Below are 19,328 nucleotides of genomic sequence, written 5' to 3' on the forward strand. Positions count from 1 at the left end.
ACGTCATACCTTGGATCCCAATGAAACGACTGCCTCCCCTGCCGGCGCTGCACACTTTTCTGATTACCGCGCAGTGCTGCAATTTCACCCGGGCCGCCGAACAACTGCACATCACCCAGGGCGCGGTCAGCCGGCAGATCGCCGGGCTGGAAGATCACCTGGGTTATGAGCTGTTCATTCGCCAGGCCCGAGGCCTGGACCTGACCGCCGAAGGACGGGAGTGGCTGCCACGGGTGCAGCAGATTTTCGGCCTGATCGACGAGGCCGTGGAGCAGATCGGCGAGAAGCGCGAAACCCTGCAACTCAAGGCACCGACCTGCGTCATGCGCTGGTTGCTGCCGCGCCTGCTGCAATGGCAAAGGGAACGCCCGGACGTGCCGGTGGAACTGACCACCACAGTCAAGCACGGCGTGGATTTTCATCTCGAGCAGTTCGATGCGGCGGTGATGTACGGCGCACCGCCGGACAATTCATTGATGTCGCAAAAACTCTTCGACGAGCAACTCACGCCGGTGTGTTCCAGACCGATGCTCGAAGGCCCCATGCCCCTGCAGACACCTGCCGATCTGCAACAACACCTGCTGCTGCACCCGACCCGCGATGAACGGGACTGGAAGGCCTGGTTGAAGGCCGCGGATGTGAATTTGACCAATGTCGGCAAGGGCCAGCATTTCGAAACACTGGACCTGGCGATGTCGATGGCGTCCCAGGGAACGGGGGTGGCGATTGGCGACTGGTCGCTGATCGGCGATGACCTGAATGCCGGACGACTGGTCATGCCATTCGAATTGAAGGTCACAACAGGACTGGCGTATTACCTGGTATTCCCCGAAAAACCCGGACCTTCGCCGAAGTTGCGTGAATTGATGGGGTGGCTGGTGGAGCAGGCGCAGTCTCGCTGAACCGCCACCTGTAGGAGCTGCCGCAGGCTGCGATCTTTTGATCTTGTTTTTAAAAAAGCAAAATCAAAAGATCGCAGCCTGCGGCAGCTCCTACAGGGGTTGCGGTGTCAGTAGCCGACTGTAAAGCGCTGTCGTGAATGCTTTGGCGCTTCGACTTCGTCGAGCATCGCAATCGCATAATCGGCAAAGGTTATCCAGCTACGCCCTTCGCTGCTCACCAACAAATTATCCTGGCCGAGGCGGAATGTCCCGGTGCGCTCGCCTTCGACAAATTCGGCCGAAGGCGACAGGAAGGTCCAGTCCAGATCCCGCTCTTCACGCAAGTTTGCGAGGAACTCGGCACCAGCGCTGGCCTCTGCCTTGTAAGCCTCAGGGAAACCCTCGCTATCGATCACCCGAGTGCCATCGGGCAACAAGAGCGACCCGGCGCCACCCACTACCAGCAAGCGTTTGACTCCGGCTTTCTTCACCGGCCCGATGACGGCGCTGGCAGGTAGCGTTGCGAAATGTGCGGCGCTGATGACTGCGTCATGCCCTTCGAGGGCCGCTTGCAATGCACTGGCATCCAGAGCGTCGACGTTGCGTGTGACCACACCGGCACGCTGGCCGATTTTCGCCGTGTTGCGGGCGATCGCGGTAACGCTGTGACCGCGACGCAGGGCTTCTTCCAGCAGTTGGCTACCGGCACGACCGGTGGCACCGATGATTGCGATGTTGCTCATGAGGCTCTCCTGTGGATAACAAATTTGAAAAGCAGCCCAGCCTATTGTGGCGAGGGGGCTTGTCGGAAAGCCGCACCACCCCGTTCGGCTGCGCAGCAGTCGTAAATCCGCTTCATGCGATGTAGCTGAAAAATGCAGGGGAGCGCTTCGCACTCCAACGGGGGCAAGCCCCCTCGCCACAGGCAAGCTCCCTCGCCACAAAAGCCCCCGCTCATTTCAAAGATTCACTCCCCCCACTTCATCTCGCCCTTGGCGACTTTGGCGCTCAGTTCCAGGGAGCTTTCATCGCCCAGTGCCGGGAAGCGTTTCTTCATTGCCGCAATCAGTTCAGCAGCGTCCCTGGCCTTGACGGTTTCTTCGTCGAAGGCCTTGATGTAAGCGGCGGTGAACTGCACGGCAGCCAGGGAGCGACCGCTCTCGCCAAGGTAATGACCCGGCACCACGACCTGCGGTTTCAGGGTTTCAATAGAATGCAGCGTAGCCAACCAATCGGCATGGGACTGCGGCGTTTGCGTGTCAGCCATCCACACGTGGATGTTTTGCGCTACCACAACACCACCGACGACCGCCTTGATCGACGGAATCCACACAAAGCTGCGATCCGGCTGCGGCCCCTCAAGTCCAAGCACCTGCAACTTCTGCCCTTCGAGGATCAGGCTGTCGCCCTTGAGCACGTCCGGCACGATGGTTTTGGCCGGCACATCGGCGCCCATTTTCGGCCCCCAGAAGGCCAGTTTGCCGTCGACGGTTTGCTTGATGTGATCAACGGTCGGCTGCGAGGCGAGGACCCTGGCCTTGGGGAACGCGGCTGTCAGGGTGTCGAGGCCGAAGTAGTAGTCCGGGTCGCCGTGACTGATGTAGATGGTGGTCAGTTGCTTGCCGCTGGCGCGGATTTTTTCCACCACCTGCTCGGCCTGGGATTTGCCGAATTGGGCATCCACCAGAATCGCTTCCTTTTCGCCGCTGACCAGCACCGAGGTCACCGGGAAAATGGCTTTTTCGCCAGGGTTGTAGACATCCAGCGTCAGGGTCGAGGCGGCTGCATGGGCGGCGAAACCGAAGGCGGCACTTGCCAGTAAAACGCGCTTGAGGGTGGTGAAACCGATCATTTGTTGCTCCATGCCTTGTTTGGTGATGGAACAGAGCTTAGTTGCCTGACTCGGTACAAAAAATGCGATGCTTGAACATAGTTTGTTTCTGAAAGCGGGCAAATCATGGATCGTCTTCAAGCAATGCGTGTGTTCGTCACGGTGGTCGACCTCGGCAGCCAGTCGGCCGCAGCCGATCACCTGGAGCTGTCACGGCCGGTGGTGTCGCGGTATCTGGCGGAACTGGAAGATTGGGTCGGTGCGCGCCTGATGCACCGCACCACACGCAAGTTGAGCCTGACCGCCGCCGGCAACGAAATCCTGCCCCGCTGCCGGCAGATGCTCGACTTGTCCAGCGACATGCAAGCCGCCGTCAGCGAACCGGATGACGCACCGCGCGGCCTGCTGCGGATCAGCGTCAGCACCTCGTTCGGCCAGGCGCAACTGGCCGATGCCATGGCCGCGTACGTCAAGCGCTACCCCGGCGTCAGCGTCGACATGCAGATGCTCGACCGCACCGTGAACCTGGTGGACGAGCGTATCGACCTGGCGATCCGCACCAGCAACGATCTGGACCCGAACCTCATCGCCCGCCGCCTGACGGTTTGCCGTTCGGTGATCTGCGCTTCCCCTGCCTACTTGCGCGAACATCCGGCGCCGCAACGGGTCGAGGACCTGAGCCTGCACAACTGCCTGACCCACTCCTACTTCGGCAAAAGCCTCTGGCATTTCGAGCAGGACGGCGAGCAGGTTTCAGTACCGGTGCAGGGCAACATCAGCGCCAACGAGGCCAGCACGCTGTTGCGCGCCACGATCGCCGGCGCCGGGGTGGCGATGCTGCCCACCTACCAGGCCGGCGTGCACATTCACAGCGGCGAATTGATTCGTCTGCTGCCGGCGGCCGAACCCCGGCAAATGAACGTGTATGCGGTGTATGCCTCGCGCAAGCACATGCCGGCGGCGCTGCGCAGCTTGCTGGATTTTCTGGTGCTCAGATTTCCACAGGAGCCCGAATGGGACATCGGCCTGTAACCCTGCCCGTGTAGGAGCTGCCGCAGGCTGCGATCTTTTGATCTTGATCTTTTAAAAGCAAGATCAAAAGATCGCAGCCTTTGGCAGCTCCTACACACTGACCTATGCTCAATGTAATACCGAAAGGTATTCGTTCAGAGGTCAACGCCATGAACATCAGAACAAGAAGATACCTCGCGATCTTCATCACCTGCGCGGTCACGCTCGGGCTGTATGGCGCTGCCGCCTGGCGCGTCGAGCAACTGCGCAACCTGCCCCGTGAATACGCGAGCTGCAATTTCGAGCGCTGCATTCCCCACAACGCTACCCTCAACGCCCTCCGGTAACGAAGGGGGTCAGGCTTCGTTGTCCTGATCGGCCTTCAAGCGGTCGCGGAAGGCCTTGGGCGAAATCCCGACACGACGCCGGAACAGGCGCGTGAAGTTGGTCGGATCGGAAAACCCCAACACGTCGGACATTTCATAAATGGTCATGCTGGTGTAGGTCAGCAAGCGCTTGGCCTCCAGCAATTGCCGTTCGTGCATGATCTGCAACGCCGGTTGCCCCGCCAGCTCACGGCAGGTGCCGTTGAGGTGCGACACGGAAATCCCCAACCGGTGCGCCAGATCCTCGACCTTGACGTGCTGGCGATAAGTCTCTTCCACCAGTTGAATAAAGCCGTTGAGGTATTCCCGGGCCCGCTGCGGTCGCGCCATGGCGGTGCGACGCTGGATCACCTGGCGGCTGACCCACACCACGATCACGCTGACCAGCGAATGCATGAGCATTTCCCGCGCCGGTTGATGGCTGTTGTATTCACTCTGCAAGGCACTGAAAAGGCTGTTGAGGTACTCGGCGTCCGTGCCTGCCGGGTAACTTTCGGCCTGGGCCAGGGCATTGACCGAGTGGCCCAACTGCATCTGCAGATGGGCGATCAGCGGCGCGGCCAGGGTCACGACAAAGCCTTCCACGTCTTCGGAAAAGCGAAAGCCATGCACCGACAGCGGTGGCAGGATCTGGATTCCCGGTTCCACCAGTTGCGTACGTTTGCCTTCGATTTCAAGCTCTGCCTGACCTTTGAATACGAAGAGCAGTTGGCACAAATCAGCGTGGCGGTGGGGTTTGATTTCCCAATGATGTTCGCGGCTGCGTTTGGAAATGGTCTCACAGTGCAGCAAGTCCGGGGTCGGCCAATCCAGGCTTTCACCGTAGAGCTTGAACACCGGAATCGAAGGCAGGTCAGGCTTGTTCATCACTTCAATCCAGGCCTCGGAGTTTGATGGCGGGCGATAATCGCACCGATTGGCAGAATGTACAGCTTTCGGCTCAGTTTTCACCTTCAATTGACAGACTCGCAAGGGAAAAATGCAAGCACTCGATCCATAAAAATCATTCACCGCCCCTGGTCGCGTGAAGCTTGCGAGTCATAAAAACAATGAAAACGCTGAAAACCCAGGTCGCCATCATTGGCGCCGGCCCCTCTGGCTTGCTGCTCGGCCAATTGCTGCACAACGCCGGTATCGACACCCTCATTCTCGAACGTCAGACCCCGGACTATGTACTCGGCCGAATCCGCGCCGGCGTGCTTGAACAAGGCATGGTAGAGCTGTTGCGCCAGGCCGGCGTGAGTCAGCGCATGGACGCCGAGGGACTGGTGCATGGCGGCTTCGAACTGGCCCTCGACGGGCGCCAGGTGCACATCGATCTGCACGCCCTCACGGGTGGCAAAACCGTGATGATCTACGGCCAGACCGAGGTCACCCGCGACCTGATGGCCGCCCGTCGGGAGGCCGGCGCGCAGACGATTTACCAGGCAGCCAACGTCGTTCCCCACGGAATGAAAACCGACGAAGCCTTTGTCACTTTTGAGAAGGATGGCGAGACCTGGCGACTCGATTGCGACTACATCGCCGGTTGTGACGGCTTCCATGGCGTGGCGCGGCAATCGATTCCCGCCGACAGCCTGAAAGTCTTCGAACGGATCTACCCCTTCGGCTGGCTCGGGATCCTGGCCGATACCCCGCCGGTCCACGACGAACTGGTCTACGCCCGCCATGAGCGCGGCTTTGCCCTGTGCAGCATGCGTTCGCCGACACGCACCCGTTACTACCTTCAAGTGCCCACCAGCGATCATGTCGATAACTGGTCGGATCAACGCTTCTGGGATGAACTCAAGACGCGGTTGCCACAAGCGTTGGCAGACAAACTGGTGACCGGCCCGTCCATCGAAAAAAGCATCGCACCGCTGCGCAGCTTCGTGGTCGAACCGATGCAATACGGGCGCATGTTCCTGGTCGGCGATGCCGCGCACATCGTTCCGCCCACCGGCGCCAAGGGCCTGAACCTGGCAGCCAGCGATGTGAGTACGCTGTTCAATATCCTGCTCAAGGTTTACCGTGAAAACCGCGTTGATCTGCTGGAGAAATACTCGCAAATCTGCCTGCGCCGGGTGTGGAAAGCCGAGCGTTTTTCCTGGTGGATGACCTCGATGCTGCACCGTTTCGAAGACCACGATGCCTTTAGCCAGCGCATTGCCGAGTCGGAACTGGAGTATTTCATCGGCTCCGAGGCGGGTCGAAAAACCATTGCGGAAAACTACGTCGGGCTTCCTTATGAGGCTATCGAATAGCCTGCTATCGACTTACACTGGCGAGCATCCCCGCTCGCCTTGCCTCGTGCGGGTCAATCAATGCCCGCAGGTTTTCCCGTGACCAATCTCCATCAGCCTGAAACGCCCAAACCCGCCATCCGCAGCGTGCTGATCGCGCTGATGCTGGCAATATTTCTCGGGGCGCTGGACCAGACCATCGTCGCCGTGTCGATGCCGGCCATCTCCGCACAGTTCAAGGACGTCAGCCTGCTGGCCTGGGTGATTTCCGGCTACATGGTGGCCATGACCGTGGCGGTGCCGATCTACGGCAAACTGGGCGACCTGTACGGGCGGCGCAAGTTGATGCTGTTCGGCATGGGCCTGTTCACCCTGGCGTCGGTGTTCTGCGGCATGGCCCAGAGCATGGAGCAACTGGTTCTGGCGCGGATCATCCAGGGCATCGGGGCCGGCGGGATGATTTCGGTGAGCCAGGCGATCATCGGTGACATCGTGCCGCCACGGGAACGCGGTCGTTATCAGGGTTATTTCAGCAGCATGTATGCCGTGGCCAGCGTGGCCGGCCCGGTGCTCGGCGGCTACATGACCGAATACCTGTCCTGGCGCTGGGTATTCCTGATCAACCTGCCGCTGGGCCTGGGTGCCTGGCTGGTGGCTTATCGCACGCTGGTGGGCCTGCCGGTTCCGCAACGCAAACCGGTCATCGATTACCTGGGCACCGTGTTGATGATCATCGGGCTGACGGCATTGTTGCTGGGCATCACGCAGGTCGGTCAGGGTCATTCCTGGCGCAGTGCCGAAGTGCTGGCGCTGCTCGCTTGTGCGGTATTGGTGCTGGGGCTGTTCGTCGTTCACGAGCGGCGGGCACAGGAGCCATTGCTGCCCATGCATCTGTTCGCCAACCGCCATGCGATCCTGTGCTGGTGCACGATTTTCTTCACCAGTTTCCAGGCCATCTCGCTGATCGTGTTGATGCCGTTGCGCTTCCAGAGCGTCACCGGCGCCGGGGCCGACAGCGCCGCCCTGCATCTGCTGCCGCTGGCCATGGGCTTGCCGATTGGCGCGTATTTCGCCGGCCGCCGCACCTCGGTGACCGGACGCTACAAACCGATGATCCTCACCGGTGCCGCGCTGATGCCCATCGCGATTATCGGCATGGCGTTCAGCCCGCCGCAGGCGTTCTTCGTGAGCAGCTTGTTCATGCTGCTCTGCGGGATTTCCTCCGGCATGCAGTTCCCTACGTCATTGGTCGGCACGCAGAACTCGGTGGACCAGCGGGACATAGGTGTCGCTACCAGCACCACCAACCTGTTCCGTTCGCTGGGGGGTGCCGTGGGTGTGGCGTTGATGTCGGCGCTGCTGTTGGCCTTGTTGCAGGATTCAAGTTTTGCGCACCTGGCCGGCTCGTCGCTGATTGCCGAAGGCCGTTCGGGGAATGTGTTGCTCGACGGATTGAACGCCGCACCGGGTGAGGCGCAGAACGCCTTGCGTGCTGAATTGCTGCTGACGTTCCGGCACTTGCTGACGGTCAGTGCGGTGGTGTCGTTGCTGGGGCTGGCGGCGGCGATTGCCATGCCGAACATGTTGTTGCGCGGGCGCGAGGACAAGGTTCGATAGGTAGACCGCGTTGCCTGTATTCGCGAGCAAGCCCGCTCCCACATTAGACCGCGTGCTGATGAAGAACTCGGTCTAATGTGGGAGCGGGCTTGCTCGCGAAGGCGTCCTCATTGAAACCCTAAAATCAAGGGCTGTAATACCCCACAGCCACCAGAAAATGCCCAACCTTCTTCAGGTAGGCATGCTTGTTCTCGACCTTGCCGGTCACCGGGTTTTTCCAGCGGTATTCGTATTCGCCGTAATCCTGTTTGGCCATCAACGCCAGAATCGGCTCGCCCACCGGCTTGCCTTCCGGGTCTTCGATCTTGCTGAAATCGGTATTGATCAGCCGCAGGTTGGTGCCGTGGGCCACATAACGCCGGGTGTCCAGGTCGACGACAAACACATACAGGTCATCCTGCAGGTAGCCGCCCTTGAGGGAATTGATCGCCGTCAGGGTGCCCTTTTCGTCCTTGGCCAGATCGATTGCCGCTTTGTTCAGCAAGGCCATGGCCTGTTCAGCAGAGGCCCGGGGCAGGTAATAACCGACCGCCAGAATCCGTTGGCCGATGCGCTGGTAGTAGACATGCTTGCGCTCGACCTTGCCGTCGTTCCAGTTCTGCCAGCGATACTCCGCCTGCTGAATGCCATTGCCCTCCGGTACTTTCAGGGCGTCCTTGAAGGTTTTCTGCAAGTCCGGCCCAAGCACTTCCGATACGTCCCGGCCAATCAACGCCGACGACGGTCCGCCGCTGGCAAGCATCACGCCCTTGGTGTCGAGCACAAAGACGTAACGATCCTTGTCGACAAACTCGCCCTGGCGACTGAACGCCGCCAAGGCCTTGTCGCCGTTCTGGTGGTAGTAGGCCAAGGCTTTTTCCAGCAGGGCGATGGCCGCCTTGCTGTCGTCCTTTTCCGTCCCGGCGGCTTGTGCCTGGCCCAGGCACAGTAACAACACGCCGCATAGCAAGGCGGACTTATGCAGAAACCCCATTGCGCATCCCTCGTTCCTGATGGTGTTTCAAGAGCGTAGACGGCAATGGGGGGAGGCATGGAGATTCAGGAAAACACGGAGTGCTGTGGTGCGATGGGCTTTTGTGGCGAGGGGGCTTGCCCCCGTTCGGCTGCGCAGCAGTCGTAAATCAGGTGCCGGGATTTATCTGGCAAACCGCGGCGAATGGATTTGGGGCGGCTTCGCCACCCAGCGGGGGCAAGCCCCCTCGCCACAGCAAGCCCCCTCGCCACAGCAAGCTCCCTCCCCAAAGCAAGCTCCCTCGCCACAAGTGCTTGTTTTACTGCCGGGCGCGCAGTTGCTGTTGCAGGTTCTGGATCTGCGCCTGAAGGGTATTGATGTTGCGGGTGACCTGGCTGCGGAAGGCATCGAACTCGGCGGTATTGGTCGCGCCCGGTGCGGCGGCCGGACGGTTGTCCTGCACGCTCTTGAGCACGACGATGTCTTGCTCGAGACGCTCGATGGCAGCGCTCGGGTTGCCTTGTTTCTTCAGAGCGACGATGTCGGCCCCCAGGCTTTTCAACTGTGCATCGAATTTTTCCGATTCGGACGGAGCACTTTTCAGGGCGGCCACTTCAGCACTCAAGGCTTTGACCTCGGCCTGCAACTGCGCATTGACCGCCTGATGCTCAGTGTCCTGGGCAGTCAGCAGTGCAAGGCGCTTGTCCACTTCGGTGGTTTGCGCGGTCATTTGCGCCAGTCGCTTGTCCAGTTCCGAGGCCTGGCCGGCCACACCCTGCTGCTGGGTGCTCTGGTCCTGGAGCTTGCCTTCCAACTGGCGGATCTGCAGCTTCAAGGCCTCGCTGTCGCTGGTGACACTGGTCTGGCTGGCCACAACCTTTCCGGAAATATCCTGCAGGCGCCCCGCCGCTTCCTCGCTGATCCGGGCGAAACTTTCCTGGGTCGCCACCAGTTGCTGTTCCATCAGGGAGATCTGCTGAAAGCTCCACCAGGCCAGGCCCGCGAACGCAAAGAACAACGCCCCGACCAACGCCCACAGGGGACCGGTACTCGCCGCCTTGACCTTCACCACCGGCGCCGTGCGCGAATGCACGACCGTGCGAACAGTCGGCGGATAATCGTCATCGAGAACGTCTGCACGCAGGCTCGGTACATCGTCGAAGTCGTCGTTGGCATCGTTTCGCATGGACATTGAATCAACCTTAGTGAATCACATAATGGCTTTATGCCGCGCAGTATAAACCCCACAGCCGCAACCATTGACCCCCAAGCCCGTATCCGGTTCAGAAATGGCGCGTTGTTCGAGCCTCAGCGAATATCCTGCGCCTTCCACCAGCCACAGAATTCATCGAGCGCCGTCCAGAGGCTGACTTTGGGATCGTAATCCAGATAATGCCGGGCGCGACTGATGTCCAGGGTGAAATTTTTGTTCATGACTTGCATGCCGAGGCGCGACAGCGTCGGTTCGGGACGCCCCGGCCACATCTTGCACACGCCCTCGTTGAGCGCTGCCACGCTGTAGCCCAGACCATAGGAGCGGTAGCGGGTGACCTGTGGGACGTCCATTTTGCGCATGACGTAATTGACCACGTCCCACAACGGAATCGGCGTGCCGTTACTGATGTTGTAAGCCTTGCCCAGCGCGGAACCGCTGGCCAGCAAACTGCTGAGCAACGCCTCGTTGAGGTTTTGCACGCTGGTGAAGTCAACTTTGTTCAGACCGTTGCCGATGATTGCCAGGCGCCCCTTGCGCTGCATGTTCAACAGGCGCGGGAAGATGCTCATGTCGCCGGCCCCGGTCACGAAACGCGGGCGCAGGGCCAGGGTTTCGAGACCGAACTCCTGGGCGCCGAAGACTTTTTGCTCGGCCAGGTACTTGGTGGCGGCGTATGGGTGTTTGAAGCGCTTGGGCACCTGCTCTTCGGTCAGGCCCAGGTGATCTCGACCATCGAAATAGATCGACGGCGACGACAAATGCACCAGTCGCCGTACCCGTTGCTTCAGGCAGGCCTCGACCACGTTCTCGGTGACCTGGACGTTGCCTTGATGGAAGTCCTGATAACGTCCCCACAAACCGACGGCACCGGCGCAATGCACCACGGCCTCGACGTCCGAACACAGTTCGCGCGCCAGTTCCGGGTCGCTCAAATCCCCCTGGATGAACTCGGCTCCGCGGCGAACCAGATGCTCCACACTTTCGGCCCGGCGACCGTTGACCCGCACGTCCAGGCCCTGCTCCAGGGCAAAACGCGCAAAGCGTCCGCCGATGAAGCCGCTTGCGCCGGTAACCAGAATTTTCATGAATTGCTCCAACAAATGCAGCCACGAGCTTCAAGCGGCAAGCTGCAAGTTAAAAACGGTCCGCAAGCGCATCACTTGCAGCTTGCAGCTTGACGCTTAAGGCTGCTTCCAAGGCACCAGCCATTGCTTCGATGCGCTGACCAATTGATCGGTGAGTAGCCCCAGCAACTGACCGCCATTACGCCAATGATGCCAGTACAGCGGCACATCGATCGGCTTATCTGGCAATAACTCCCGCAATACGCCCCTTTCAAGCTGCTCGCGTACCTGCAGTTCCGGAACCAGGCCCCAGCCCAGACCGGCTTCGGTCAATCGAATGAAGCCTTCCGAAGACGGGCATAAATGGTGCTCGAAACCACCCTCGACGCCGAGGGACGCAAGGTACCGATGCTGCAGGAAATCGTCCGGGCCAAACACCAGCGCCGGAGTGCGGGCCAACTGATCGGCGCGTACGCCTTGCGGAAAATGCCGGGCAATAAAGGCCGGGCTGGCCAGCGCACGGTAACGCATCGCCCCCAACAGCACGCTACGCGCGCCCGCCACCGGACGTTCGCTGGCGCAGACACAGGCTGCCACCTCGCCGGCGCGCATGCGCTTGAGGCCGACGGTCTGGTCTTCGACCACCAGATCCATCAACAGATGCTGTTGCGCGCAAAACTCTCCCACTGCCTGCGCCCACCAGGTGGCCAGGCTGTCGGCGTTCAGGGCGATCCGCAGGCGTTCCGGCAGGCCCTCTTCATCCAGTGCCGGCACCAGGCTTTGCAAATCCCGCTCCAGCAAGCGCACCTGCTGCACGTGGTTGAGCAACCGCCGACCGATTTCCGTCGGCGTCGGCGGTGTGGCCCGCACCAGCACCGGTTGGCCAACCCGCGCTTCCAGCAGCTTGATGCGCTGGGATATCGCCGACTGCGACAAGCCCAGCACCTGGGCCGCCCGTTCAAAGCCGGCCTGTTCGACCACGGCGGCCAGGGCAGAAAGCAATTTATAGTCGAACATCAGTTTTCCTAATGAGCGATCAGCAAGATTGGTTTTTCTTATACAGCCTTCACAGGGACAATGACCAGCAAGAACTCTTGAACAAGGATCACCCCCATGGCTGGCGAAACTTCATTGGCGACACTGCTGCGCAGCATGAGTCCGCAACTCAATGCTGGCGAATACGTGTTCTGCACCCTGCGCGACGGCCAGTTGCCTGCGGGCCTGGAGATTGTCGGCAGCTTCCGCGAGCAGGAAGGCCTGACCGTGATCCTCGAACGCGCCCAAGCCGAAAAAGCCGGGTTCAGCTTCGACTACATCGCCGCCTGGATCACCCTGAACGTGCATTCGGCACTCGAATCGGTCGGCCTGACCGCCGCCTTCGCCACGGCATTGGGCAAGGCCAGCATCAGTTGCAACGTGATTGCCGGCTACTACCACGACCATTTGTTTGTCGGCCAGGCCGACGCCGACCGTGCCCTGCAGGTGCTGCGGGATCTGGCAGCCAACGCGGAGTAAAAAATCATGTGGCAAAGTTATATGAACGGCCTGTTGGTGGCCTTTGGCTTGATCATGGCGATCGGCACCCAGAATGCGTTTGTCCTGGCGCAAAGCCTGCGGCGTGAACATCACCTGCCGGTCGCGGCACTCTGCGTGGCCTGCGACGCCCTGTTGGTGGCGGCCGGGGTGTTCGGCCTGGCGACGGTATTGGCACAGAACCCGACCTTGCTGGCCATCGCCCGCTGGGGCGGTGCAGCGTTTCTGTTGTGGTACGGCACCCAGGCACTGCGCCGGGCCTTTTCGAAACAGAGCCTTGAGCAGGGCGAGGGTCAGACCGTACGCTCGCTGCGGGCGGTCATGCTCAGCGCGCTGGCGGTGACCTTGCTCAACCCGCACGTCTACCTGGACACCGTCTTGCTGATCGGCTCCCTGGGCGCGCAACAAACCGAGCCCGGCGCTTATGTGGTCGGCGCGGCCAGTGCCTCGCTGCTGTGGTTCTTCACCCTGGCGCTGGGTGCGGCATGGCTGGCACCCTGGCTCGCCCGCCCCGGTACCTGGCGAATTCTCGATCTGTTGGTGGCGGTGATGATGTTTGCCGTAGCGCTGCAGTTGATCGCGGCCATCTGATTCGCGGAACCTCTATTCCACACAGTTGTTGCGTGGTTATGCCGTCCCCCCGGTGCTATGATCCGACTCCCTGCGCCGCAAAGAGTACAAACTCCCCGGCGCTTGTCTGGCCGCCCGTGATCGGCCTTGCGCTCACCGCAACTGACCTGATTAGGAGAATCATCATGGCTTTCGAATTGCCGCCACTGCCGTACGCACACGATGCCCTGCAGCCGCACATTTCCAAGGAAACTCTGGAATTCCACCACGACAAGCACCACAACACCTACGTCGTGAACCTGAACAACCTGGTGCCAGGCACCGAGTTCGAAGGCAAGACCCTGGAAGAAATCGTCAAGACTTCCTCGGGCGGTATCTTCAACAACGCCGCACAGGTCTGGAACCACACTTTCTACTGGAACTGCCTGGCGCCAAACGCCGGCGGTCAACCAACCGGCGCACTGGCTGAAGCCATCAATGCAGCTTTCGGTTCGTTCGACAAGTTCAAGGAAGAGTTCAGCAAGACTTCCATCGGCACCTTCGGTTCCGGCTGGGGCTGGCTGGTGAAGAAGGCTGACGGTTCCCTGGCCCTGGCCAGCACCATCGGCGCCGGCAACCCGCTGACCAACGGCGACACCCCGCTGCTGACCTGCGACGTCTGGGAACACGCTTACTACATCGACTACCGCAACCTGCGTCCGAAGTACGTCGAAGCGTTCTGGAACCTGGTCAACTGGAAATTCGTGGCTGAGCAGTTCGAAGGCAAAACCTTCACCGCTTAAGCTCGACGCCAGTCAAAAAACCCGGCTTTTCAGCCGGGTTTTTTATTGCCCGGGATTTTTCAGCGTTCGACAGGGCCCCTTCGCGAGCAAGCCCGCTCCCACATTTGATCTGTATACGACCCGATCCAGTGTGGGAGCGGGCTTGCTCGCGAAGAACGATGACGCGGTTAGCCTGCCAACTACTGCGGATCGAGGTTATCCAACGCGCGACTCACCGCCAGCTCCGCCAACATGACAATCTGCGAAATGGCCAACGCTGTGTTGCGCTGCGGGCCACTCAGGTAGGTGGCGAAATCACTCGCCAGGACATTGGCTGAAGCCAGTGATTCACAGGCGTGGGCAAGAAGGGTTTCAGTGTCCATGTCGGGAACGATCATGAACATGGTGTGGGGGCTGTAGGGTTTGGTGGTGCTGCTGGGGGGATCGGGGATTAACTTATCCACTGAAATATTCCTATGCGGTGGGTGCCACCCATAGCCGTTCTCACACGGCAAAGAGGTGGCAGCTATGTGCGAGGTGAGAAAACCGGTCATAGGCACCCGGCCAGACAAAAGTCTGCCCGCACACAGCCGCCATAACGCATTTACAGACAGCGGAAAAGCTGGCGGCAATTATGCGGATACTGGCACTGGATGACTATGACTTGCCGGGTTCTCACACCCGATCGCTGAGTTTTCAGCGACAGTCAGAGGCTATTGAGTCCACTTCCGACGGGCAACCTGAAAACAGCGTGGGAAACTTCTGGCGCTTTCCTACACCGCGCCATCTCGCAAAAGCGGAACGCGGAGCGTCCTTGGCGGCACTCCCACATGGGTGATTTTGATTTTTGACAATGTCGAGTGGGCGGAAGATCAAGATCAAAAGATCGCAGCCTTCGGCAGCTCCTACAGGCCGAGCGTTAGCTCGCCTGCAGCTCTTGATCTTGATCCACCCGCCCCCTCGGCAGGCTGAGTGGAGGTGTTCATCCGGGGATGGGCGCGCAGCGCCGTTCGACGCAGTCGAACTCATTGCATGTAGGTCGAAGCGAAGCCGACCGGAGGGCAATGCCCCCTGATGAATGCCGGAGCGAAGGAACCCCGAGCCTCAGCGAGGGGCCGTACGTAAGGGGCGAGACCTTTTGGTTACTTTTGGGGCGTTTGCCAAAAGTGACCCGCTGTAAGAGCGGAACCGTAAGCCGCCGTTACCAAAGAAATGGATATGTACCCGGTTAAAAACCCAACAACGAAACAAGCCTAGAGCCCCTTGCCCCCCCGCCACAGACGGCTAACATCAAACAAAAGGAAAATATCCCCACCCTCACCCCTAAAGTTGAAGGACTCGACAACCGACACAGTGCTAATAGGCTAACTCGTCAAGACAACTGCAAATCAGCCAAGCTGCAGGCAAAATCCCCCAAGGATGATTGTCCCTTTGACTGCCATCACGGGATTGCCAATACTCATGGCAACTTGATACTACCCGCACGGAACAAGGAATATCCCTTTGAAGCTGGAACTCAAGAACAGCTTGTCGGTGAAGTTGCTCCGGGTCGTGCTCCTGTCGGCATTGATCGTCGGCGTGGTCTTGAGCTGCGCGCAGATTGTGTTCGATGCCTATAAAACACGCCAGGCCGTCGCCAGCGATGCCGAACGCATCCTCGACATGTTTCGCGACCCCTCGACCCAGGCCGTCTACAGCCTGGACCGGGAAATGGGCATGCAGGTGATCGAAGGCCTGTTTCAGGACGCCGCCGTGCGCAAGGCCTCCATCGGCCATCCCAACGAAGCCATGCTCGCGCAAAAAACCCGCGAATTGCAGCACTCCCACAGCCGCTGGCTGACCGACCTGATTCTCGGCCAGGAACGCACCTTCACCACCCAACTGGTCGGTCGCGGGCCTTACAGCGAGTATTACGGCGACCTGAGCATCACCCTCGATACCGCCACCTACGGCCAAGGGTTCATTGTCAGCTCGGTGATCATCTTCATTTCCGGCGTACTGCGCGCGCTCGCCATGGGGCTGGTGTTGTATCTGGTCTATCACTGGCTGCTGACCAAGCCGCTGTCGCGGATCATCGAGCACCTCACGGAAATCAATCCGGATCGTCCCAGCGAACACAAGATTCCGCTGCTCAAGGGCCACGAGAAAAACGAACTGGGCATCTGGATCAACACTGCCAACCAGTTGCTCGAGTCTATCGAACGCAATACCCACCTGCGCCACGAGGCGGAAAACAGCCTGTTGCGCATGTCCCAATACGATTTCCTGACGGGACTGCCGAACCGGCAGCAATTGCAGCAGCAACTGGACAAGATCCTCATCGACGCCGGCAGGTTGCAGCGCCGGGTCGCGGTGTTGTGTGTCGGCCTCGACGATTTCAAGGGCATCAACGAGCAGTTCAGCTACCAGACCGGCGACCAGTTGCTGCTGGCCCTGGCCGATCGCCTGCGCGGCCATAGCGGTCGCCTGGGTGCCCTCGCCCGCCTCGGTGGCGACCAGTTCGCCCTGGTCCAGGCCGATATCGAACAACCCTACGAAGCCGCCGAGCTGGCACAAAGCATTCTCGATGATCTGGAAGCGGCGTTTGCCCTCGACCATCAGGAGATCCGTCTGCGCGCCACCATCGGCATCACCCTGTTCCCCGAGGATGGCGACAGCACCGAGAAGCTGCTGCAAAAGGCCGAGCAGACCATGACGCTGGCCAAGACCCGCTCGCGCAACCGCTATCAGTTCTATATCGCCAGCGTCGACACCGAAATGCGCCGCCGCCGCGAGTTGGAAAAAGACCTGCGCGATGCGCTGGTCCGCAATCAGTTCTACCTCGTCTACCAGCCGCAGATCAGTTACCGGGACAACCGCGTAGTGGGCGTCGAAGCCCTGATTCGCTGGCAGCACCCCGAGCACGGCCTGGTACCGCCAGACTTGTTCATCCCGCTGGCCGAACAGAACGGCACCATCATTGCCATCGGCGAATGGGTGCTGGACCAGGCCTGCAAACAATTACGCGAGTGGCATGACCAGGGCTTCAGTGACCTGCGCATGGCGGTCAACCTGTCCACGGTTCAATTGCACCACGCCGAACTGCCACGGGTGGTCAACAACCTGCTGCAAATGTACCGCCTGCCGCCACGCAGCCTGGAACTGGAAGTCACCGAGACCGGCCTGATGGAAGACATCAGCACCGCAGCCCAGCACTTGCTCAGCCTACGCCGCTCCGGTGCGCTGATCGCCATCGATGACTTTGGAACCGGCTATTCATCCTTGAGCTATCTCAAGAGCCTGCCGCTGGACAAGATCAAGATCGACAAGAGCTTCGTTCAGGACCTGCTCGATGACGACGACGATGCGACCATCGTTCGCGCCATCATCCAGCTGGGCAAGAGCCTGGGCATGCAGGTGATTGCCGAAGGTGTGGAAACCGCCGAACAGGAGGCCTACATCATTTCCGAAGGCTGCCACGAAGGTCAGGGTTATCACTACAGCAAGCCATTGCCGGCGCGGGAACTGGGCGTTTACCTCAAGCAGGCCCAACGCAGTAACGCGGCTATTTTGTAATCCCCCTGTAGGAGCGAGCCTGCTCGCGATGAACTTGAGAACACCGCGGGGTATCAGGTTCCCAGCGTTATCGTTGACGTCCATCGCGAGCAGGCTCGCTCCTACAGGGATTCGTGAATAAGAAATATTTCCACCTACAACCCTTTACACATAATGCGAAAGATTTGCATTATGTCGCAGTTTTGCGTGCGCATAGCGCCACTCCACCCCTATCCAAGCAGGATGTTCGCCATGATTCGTATGCCTCTGGCTACCGCCAGTCTGTTGGCCATCGCTATTTCCCTCGCCGGTTGTGGCGAAGGTGACAAAGAAAAAGCTGCCGCGCCTGCGCCAGCCGCCAGCACTGCGGCCGCCCCGGCTGCTGCACCTGCCGCTGCCGGTAAAGTCGACGAAGCCGCCGCCAAAGCCGTTGTCGCTCACTACGCCGACATCGTTTTCGCCGTTTACAGCGATGCCGAATCCACCGCGAAAACCCTGCAAACCGCCGTAGACGCCTTCCTCGCCAAGCCGAACGACGACACCCTGAAAGCCGCCAAGGCTGCCTGGGTTGCCGCTCGCGTGCCTTACCTGCAGAGCGAAGTGTTCCGCTTCGGCAACACCATCGTTGACGACTGGGAAGGTCAGTTGAACTCCTGGCCACTGGACGAAGGCCTGATCGACTACGTCGACAAGTCCTACGAGCACGCCCTGGGCAACCCGGGCGCCACCGCCAACATCATCGCCAACACTGAAGTGCAGATCGGCGAAGACAAGGTCGACGTCAAAGACATCACCCCGGAAAAACTCGCCAGCCTGAACGAGCTGGGCGGTTCCGAGGCCAACGTCGCCACCGGTTACCACGCCATCGAATTCCTGCTCTGGGGCCAGGACCTGAACGGCACCGGCCCTGGCGCCGGCAACCGTCCGGCTTCCGACTACCTGGAAGGCAAAGGGGCTACCGGCGGTCACAACGATCGTCGTCGTGCCTACCTGAAGTCCGTGACTCAGCTGCTGGTCAGCGACCTGGAAGAAATGGTCGGTAACTGGAAGCCGAACGTGGCCGACAACTACCGCGCCACCCTGGAAGCTGAACCGGCTGAAACCGGCCTGCGCAAAATGCTGTTCGGCATGGGCAGCCTGTCCCTGGGCGAACTGGCGGGCGAGCGCATGAAGGTTTCCCTGGAAGCCAACTCCCCTGAAGACGAGCAGGATTGCTTCAGCGACAACACCCACAACTCGCACTTCTACGATGCCAAGGGCATCCGTAACGTGTACCTGGGTGAATACACCCGTGTCGACGGCACCAAAATGACCGGCGCCAGCCTGTCGTCCCTGGTGGCCAAGGCCGACCCGGCTGCCGACACCGCGCTCAAAGACGACCTGGCCGCAACCGAAGCCAAGATCCAGATCATGGTTGATCACGCCAACAAGGGTGAGCACTACGACCAGTTGATCGCTGCCGGCAACACCGCAGGCAACCAGATCGTCCGTGACGCCATCGCCGCCCTGGTCAAGCAGACCGGTTCGATCGAAGCCGCCGCTGGCAAACTGGGCATCAACGACCTGAACCCGGACAACGCTGATCACGAATTCTGATCAACGCTGACTGAATGAAAAAGGCGACCTTCGGGTCGCCTTTTTTTGCCGCAACACAATTCATCTTGTAGGAGCTGCCGAGTGCAACGAGGCTGCGATCTTTTGATTTTTAAAAGCAAGATCAAAAGATCGCAGCCTCGTTGCACTCGACAGC

The 19,328-nt window shown here is 60.0% G+C and carries 18 protein-coding genes; 10 read left to right on the forward strand and 8 right to left on the reverse strand.

Annotated features, from left to right (window positions below; genetic code table 11):
• Window positions 1-20 precede the first annotated feature (20 nt).
• Window positions 21-902 carry a LysR substrate-binding domain-containing protein gene (locus ACEN83_RS24610; protein ID WP_007978506.1) on the forward strand — a complete coding sequence of 294 codons (882 nt, stop codon included), beginning with the start codon at window positions 21-23 and terminating at the stop codon, window positions 900-902.
• Window positions 903-1,009: 107 nt separating this feature from the next.
• Here ACEN83_RS24610 and ACEN83_RS24615 read toward each other — a convergent pair whose 3' ends face one another.
• Window positions 1,010-1,624, reverse strand: coding sequence for an NAD(P)-dependent oxidoreductase (locus ACEN83_RS24615; protein ID WP_495578668.1), 615 nt, complete (start codon window positions 1,622-1,624; stop codon window positions 1,010-1,012).
• 224 nt (window positions 1,625-1,848) lie between these two features.
• Complete coding sequence (locus ACEN83_RS24620) at window positions 1,849-2,733, reverse strand: MBL fold metallo-hydrolase (protein ID WP_495578669.1); 885 nt, start codon at window positions 2,731-2,733, stop codon at window positions 1,849-1,851.
• Between the two features lie 105 nt (window positions 2,734-2,838).
• Between ACEN83_RS24620 and ACEN83_RS24625 the strand changes: the two genes are divergently transcribed.
• Window positions 2,839-3,744: a LysR family transcriptional regulator gene (locus ACEN83_RS24625; RefSeq protein WP_218279149.1), complete on the forward strand. Its 906-nt coding sequence runs from the start codon at window positions 2,839-2,841 to the stop codon at window positions 3,742-3,744.
• 149 nt (window positions 3,745-3,893) lie between these two features.
• Complete coding sequence (locus ACEN83_RS24630) at window positions 3,894-4,070, forward strand: hypothetical protein (RefSeq protein ID WP_007986083.1); 177 nt, start codon at window positions 3,894-3,896, stop codon at window positions 4,068-4,070.
• Between the two features lie 9 nt (window positions 4,071-4,079).
• Here ACEN83_RS24630 and ACEN83_RS24635 read toward each other — a convergent pair whose 3' ends face one another.
• A complete protein-coding gene (locus tag ACEN83_RS24635) occupies window positions 4,080-4,976 on the reverse strand; it encodes a helix-turn-helix domain-containing protein (RefSeq protein ID WP_116581093.1) in 897 nt (298 codons plus the stop codon).
• Between the two features lie 191 nt (window positions 4,977-5,167).
• On the opposite strand from ACEN83_RS24635, the gene pobA reads away from it, so the two are divergent.
• Window positions 5,168-6,352 (forward strand): 4-hydroxybenzoate 3-monooxygenase, encoded by a 1,185-nt coding sequence (gene pobA, locus ACEN83_RS24640; RefSeq protein WP_217838466.1) that lies wholly within the window; start codon window positions 5,168-5,170, stop codon window positions 6,350-6,352.
• Window positions 6,353-6,430: 78 nt separating this feature from the next.
• Entirely contained in the window at window positions 6,431-7,948 is a 1,518-nt protein-coding gene (locus tag ACEN83_RS24645) for an MDR family MFS transporter (RefSeq protein ID WP_495578670.1), read from the forward strand.
• 124 nt (window positions 7,949-8,072) lie between these two features.
• Here the strand turns inward: ACEN83_RS24645 and ACEN83_RS24650 are convergent, their stop codons facing one another.
• The 4 genes from ACEN83_RS24650 to ACEN83_RS24665 all read right to left on the reverse strand — a co-directional run bounded on the left by ACEN83_RS24650 (window position 8,073) and on the right by ACEN83_RS24665 (window position 12,197).
• Window positions 8,073-8,921, reverse strand: coding sequence for a cache domain-containing protein (locus ACEN83_RS24650; RefSeq protein ID WP_495578671.1), 849 nt, complete (start codon window positions 8,919-8,921; stop codon window positions 8,073-8,075).
• A gap of 298 nt (window positions 8,922-9,219) precedes the next feature.
• On the reverse strand, window positions 9,220-10,092 hold the full coding sequence (locus ACEN83_RS24655; protein WP_116581097.1) for an ATPase: 873 nt from the start codon (window positions 10,090-10,092) through the stop codon (window positions 9,220-9,222).
• 116 nt (window positions 10,093-10,208) lie between these two features.
• Window positions 10,209-11,201: an NAD-dependent epimerase/dehydratase family protein gene (locus tag ACEN83_RS24660; RefSeq protein ID WP_015096658.1), complete on the reverse strand. Its 993-nt coding sequence runs from the start codon at window positions 11,199-11,201 to the stop codon at window positions 10,209-10,211.
• Window positions 11,202-11,297: 96 nt separating this feature from the next.
• Window positions 11,298-12,197: a LysR family transcriptional regulator ArgP gene (locus ACEN83_RS24665; RefSeq protein ID WP_116581099.1), complete on the reverse strand. Its 900-nt coding sequence runs from the start codon at window positions 12,195-12,197 to the stop codon at window positions 11,298-11,300.
• A gap of 96 nt (window positions 12,198-12,293) precedes the next feature.
• Between ACEN83_RS24665 and ACEN83_RS24670 the strand changes: the two genes are divergently transcribed.
• From ACEN83_RS24670 to ACEN83_RS24680, 3 genes are all read left to right on the forward strand, one after another.
• The gene (locus ACEN83_RS24670; protein ID WP_495578672.1) at window positions 12,294-12,695 is read left to right on the forward strand and encodes an ACT domain-containing protein; all 402 of its coding nucleotides are present in this window, start codon (window positions 12,294-12,296) and stop codon (window positions 12,693-12,695) included.
• A gap of 6 nt (window positions 12,696-12,701) precedes the next feature.
• A complete protein-coding gene (locus ACEN83_RS24675; RefSeq protein ID WP_015096661.1) occupies window positions 12,702-13,304 on the forward strand; it encodes a LysE/ArgO family amino acid transporter in 603 nt (200 codons plus the stop codon).
• 164 nt (window positions 13,305-13,468) lie between these two features.
• A complete protein-coding gene (locus ACEN83_RS24680) occupies window positions 13,469-14,065 on the forward strand; it encodes a superoxide dismutase (protein WP_008022038.1) in 597 nt (198 codons plus the stop codon).
• Window positions 14,066-14,244: 179 nt separating this feature from the next.
• Here ACEN83_RS24680 and ACEN83_RS24685 read toward each other — a convergent pair whose 3' ends face one another.
• Window positions 14,245-14,508 (reverse strand): DUF6124 family protein, encoded by a 264-nt coding sequence (locus ACEN83_RS24685; protein ID WP_116581102.1) that lies wholly within the window; start codon window positions 14,506-14,508, stop codon window positions 14,245-14,247.
• A gap of 1,039 nt (window positions 14,509-15,547) precedes the next feature.
• Here ACEN83_RS24685 and ACEN83_RS24690 point away from each other — a divergent pair.
• Complete coding sequence (locus ACEN83_RS24690; RefSeq protein ID WP_116581104.1) at window positions 15,548-17,599, forward strand: putative bifunctional diguanylate cyclase/phosphodiesterase; 2,052 nt, start codon at window positions 15,548-15,550, stop codon at window positions 17,597-17,599.
• 231 nt (window positions 17,600-17,830) lie between these two features.
• Entirely contained in the window at window positions 17,831-19,174 is a 1,344-nt protein-coding gene (locus ACEN83_RS24695; protein WP_007978592.1) for an imelysin family protein, read from the forward strand.
• The last annotated feature ends 154 nt before the right edge of the window (window positions 19,175-19,328 follow it).

Source organism: Pseudomonas sp. Pseusp49, from assembly GCF_059491875.1.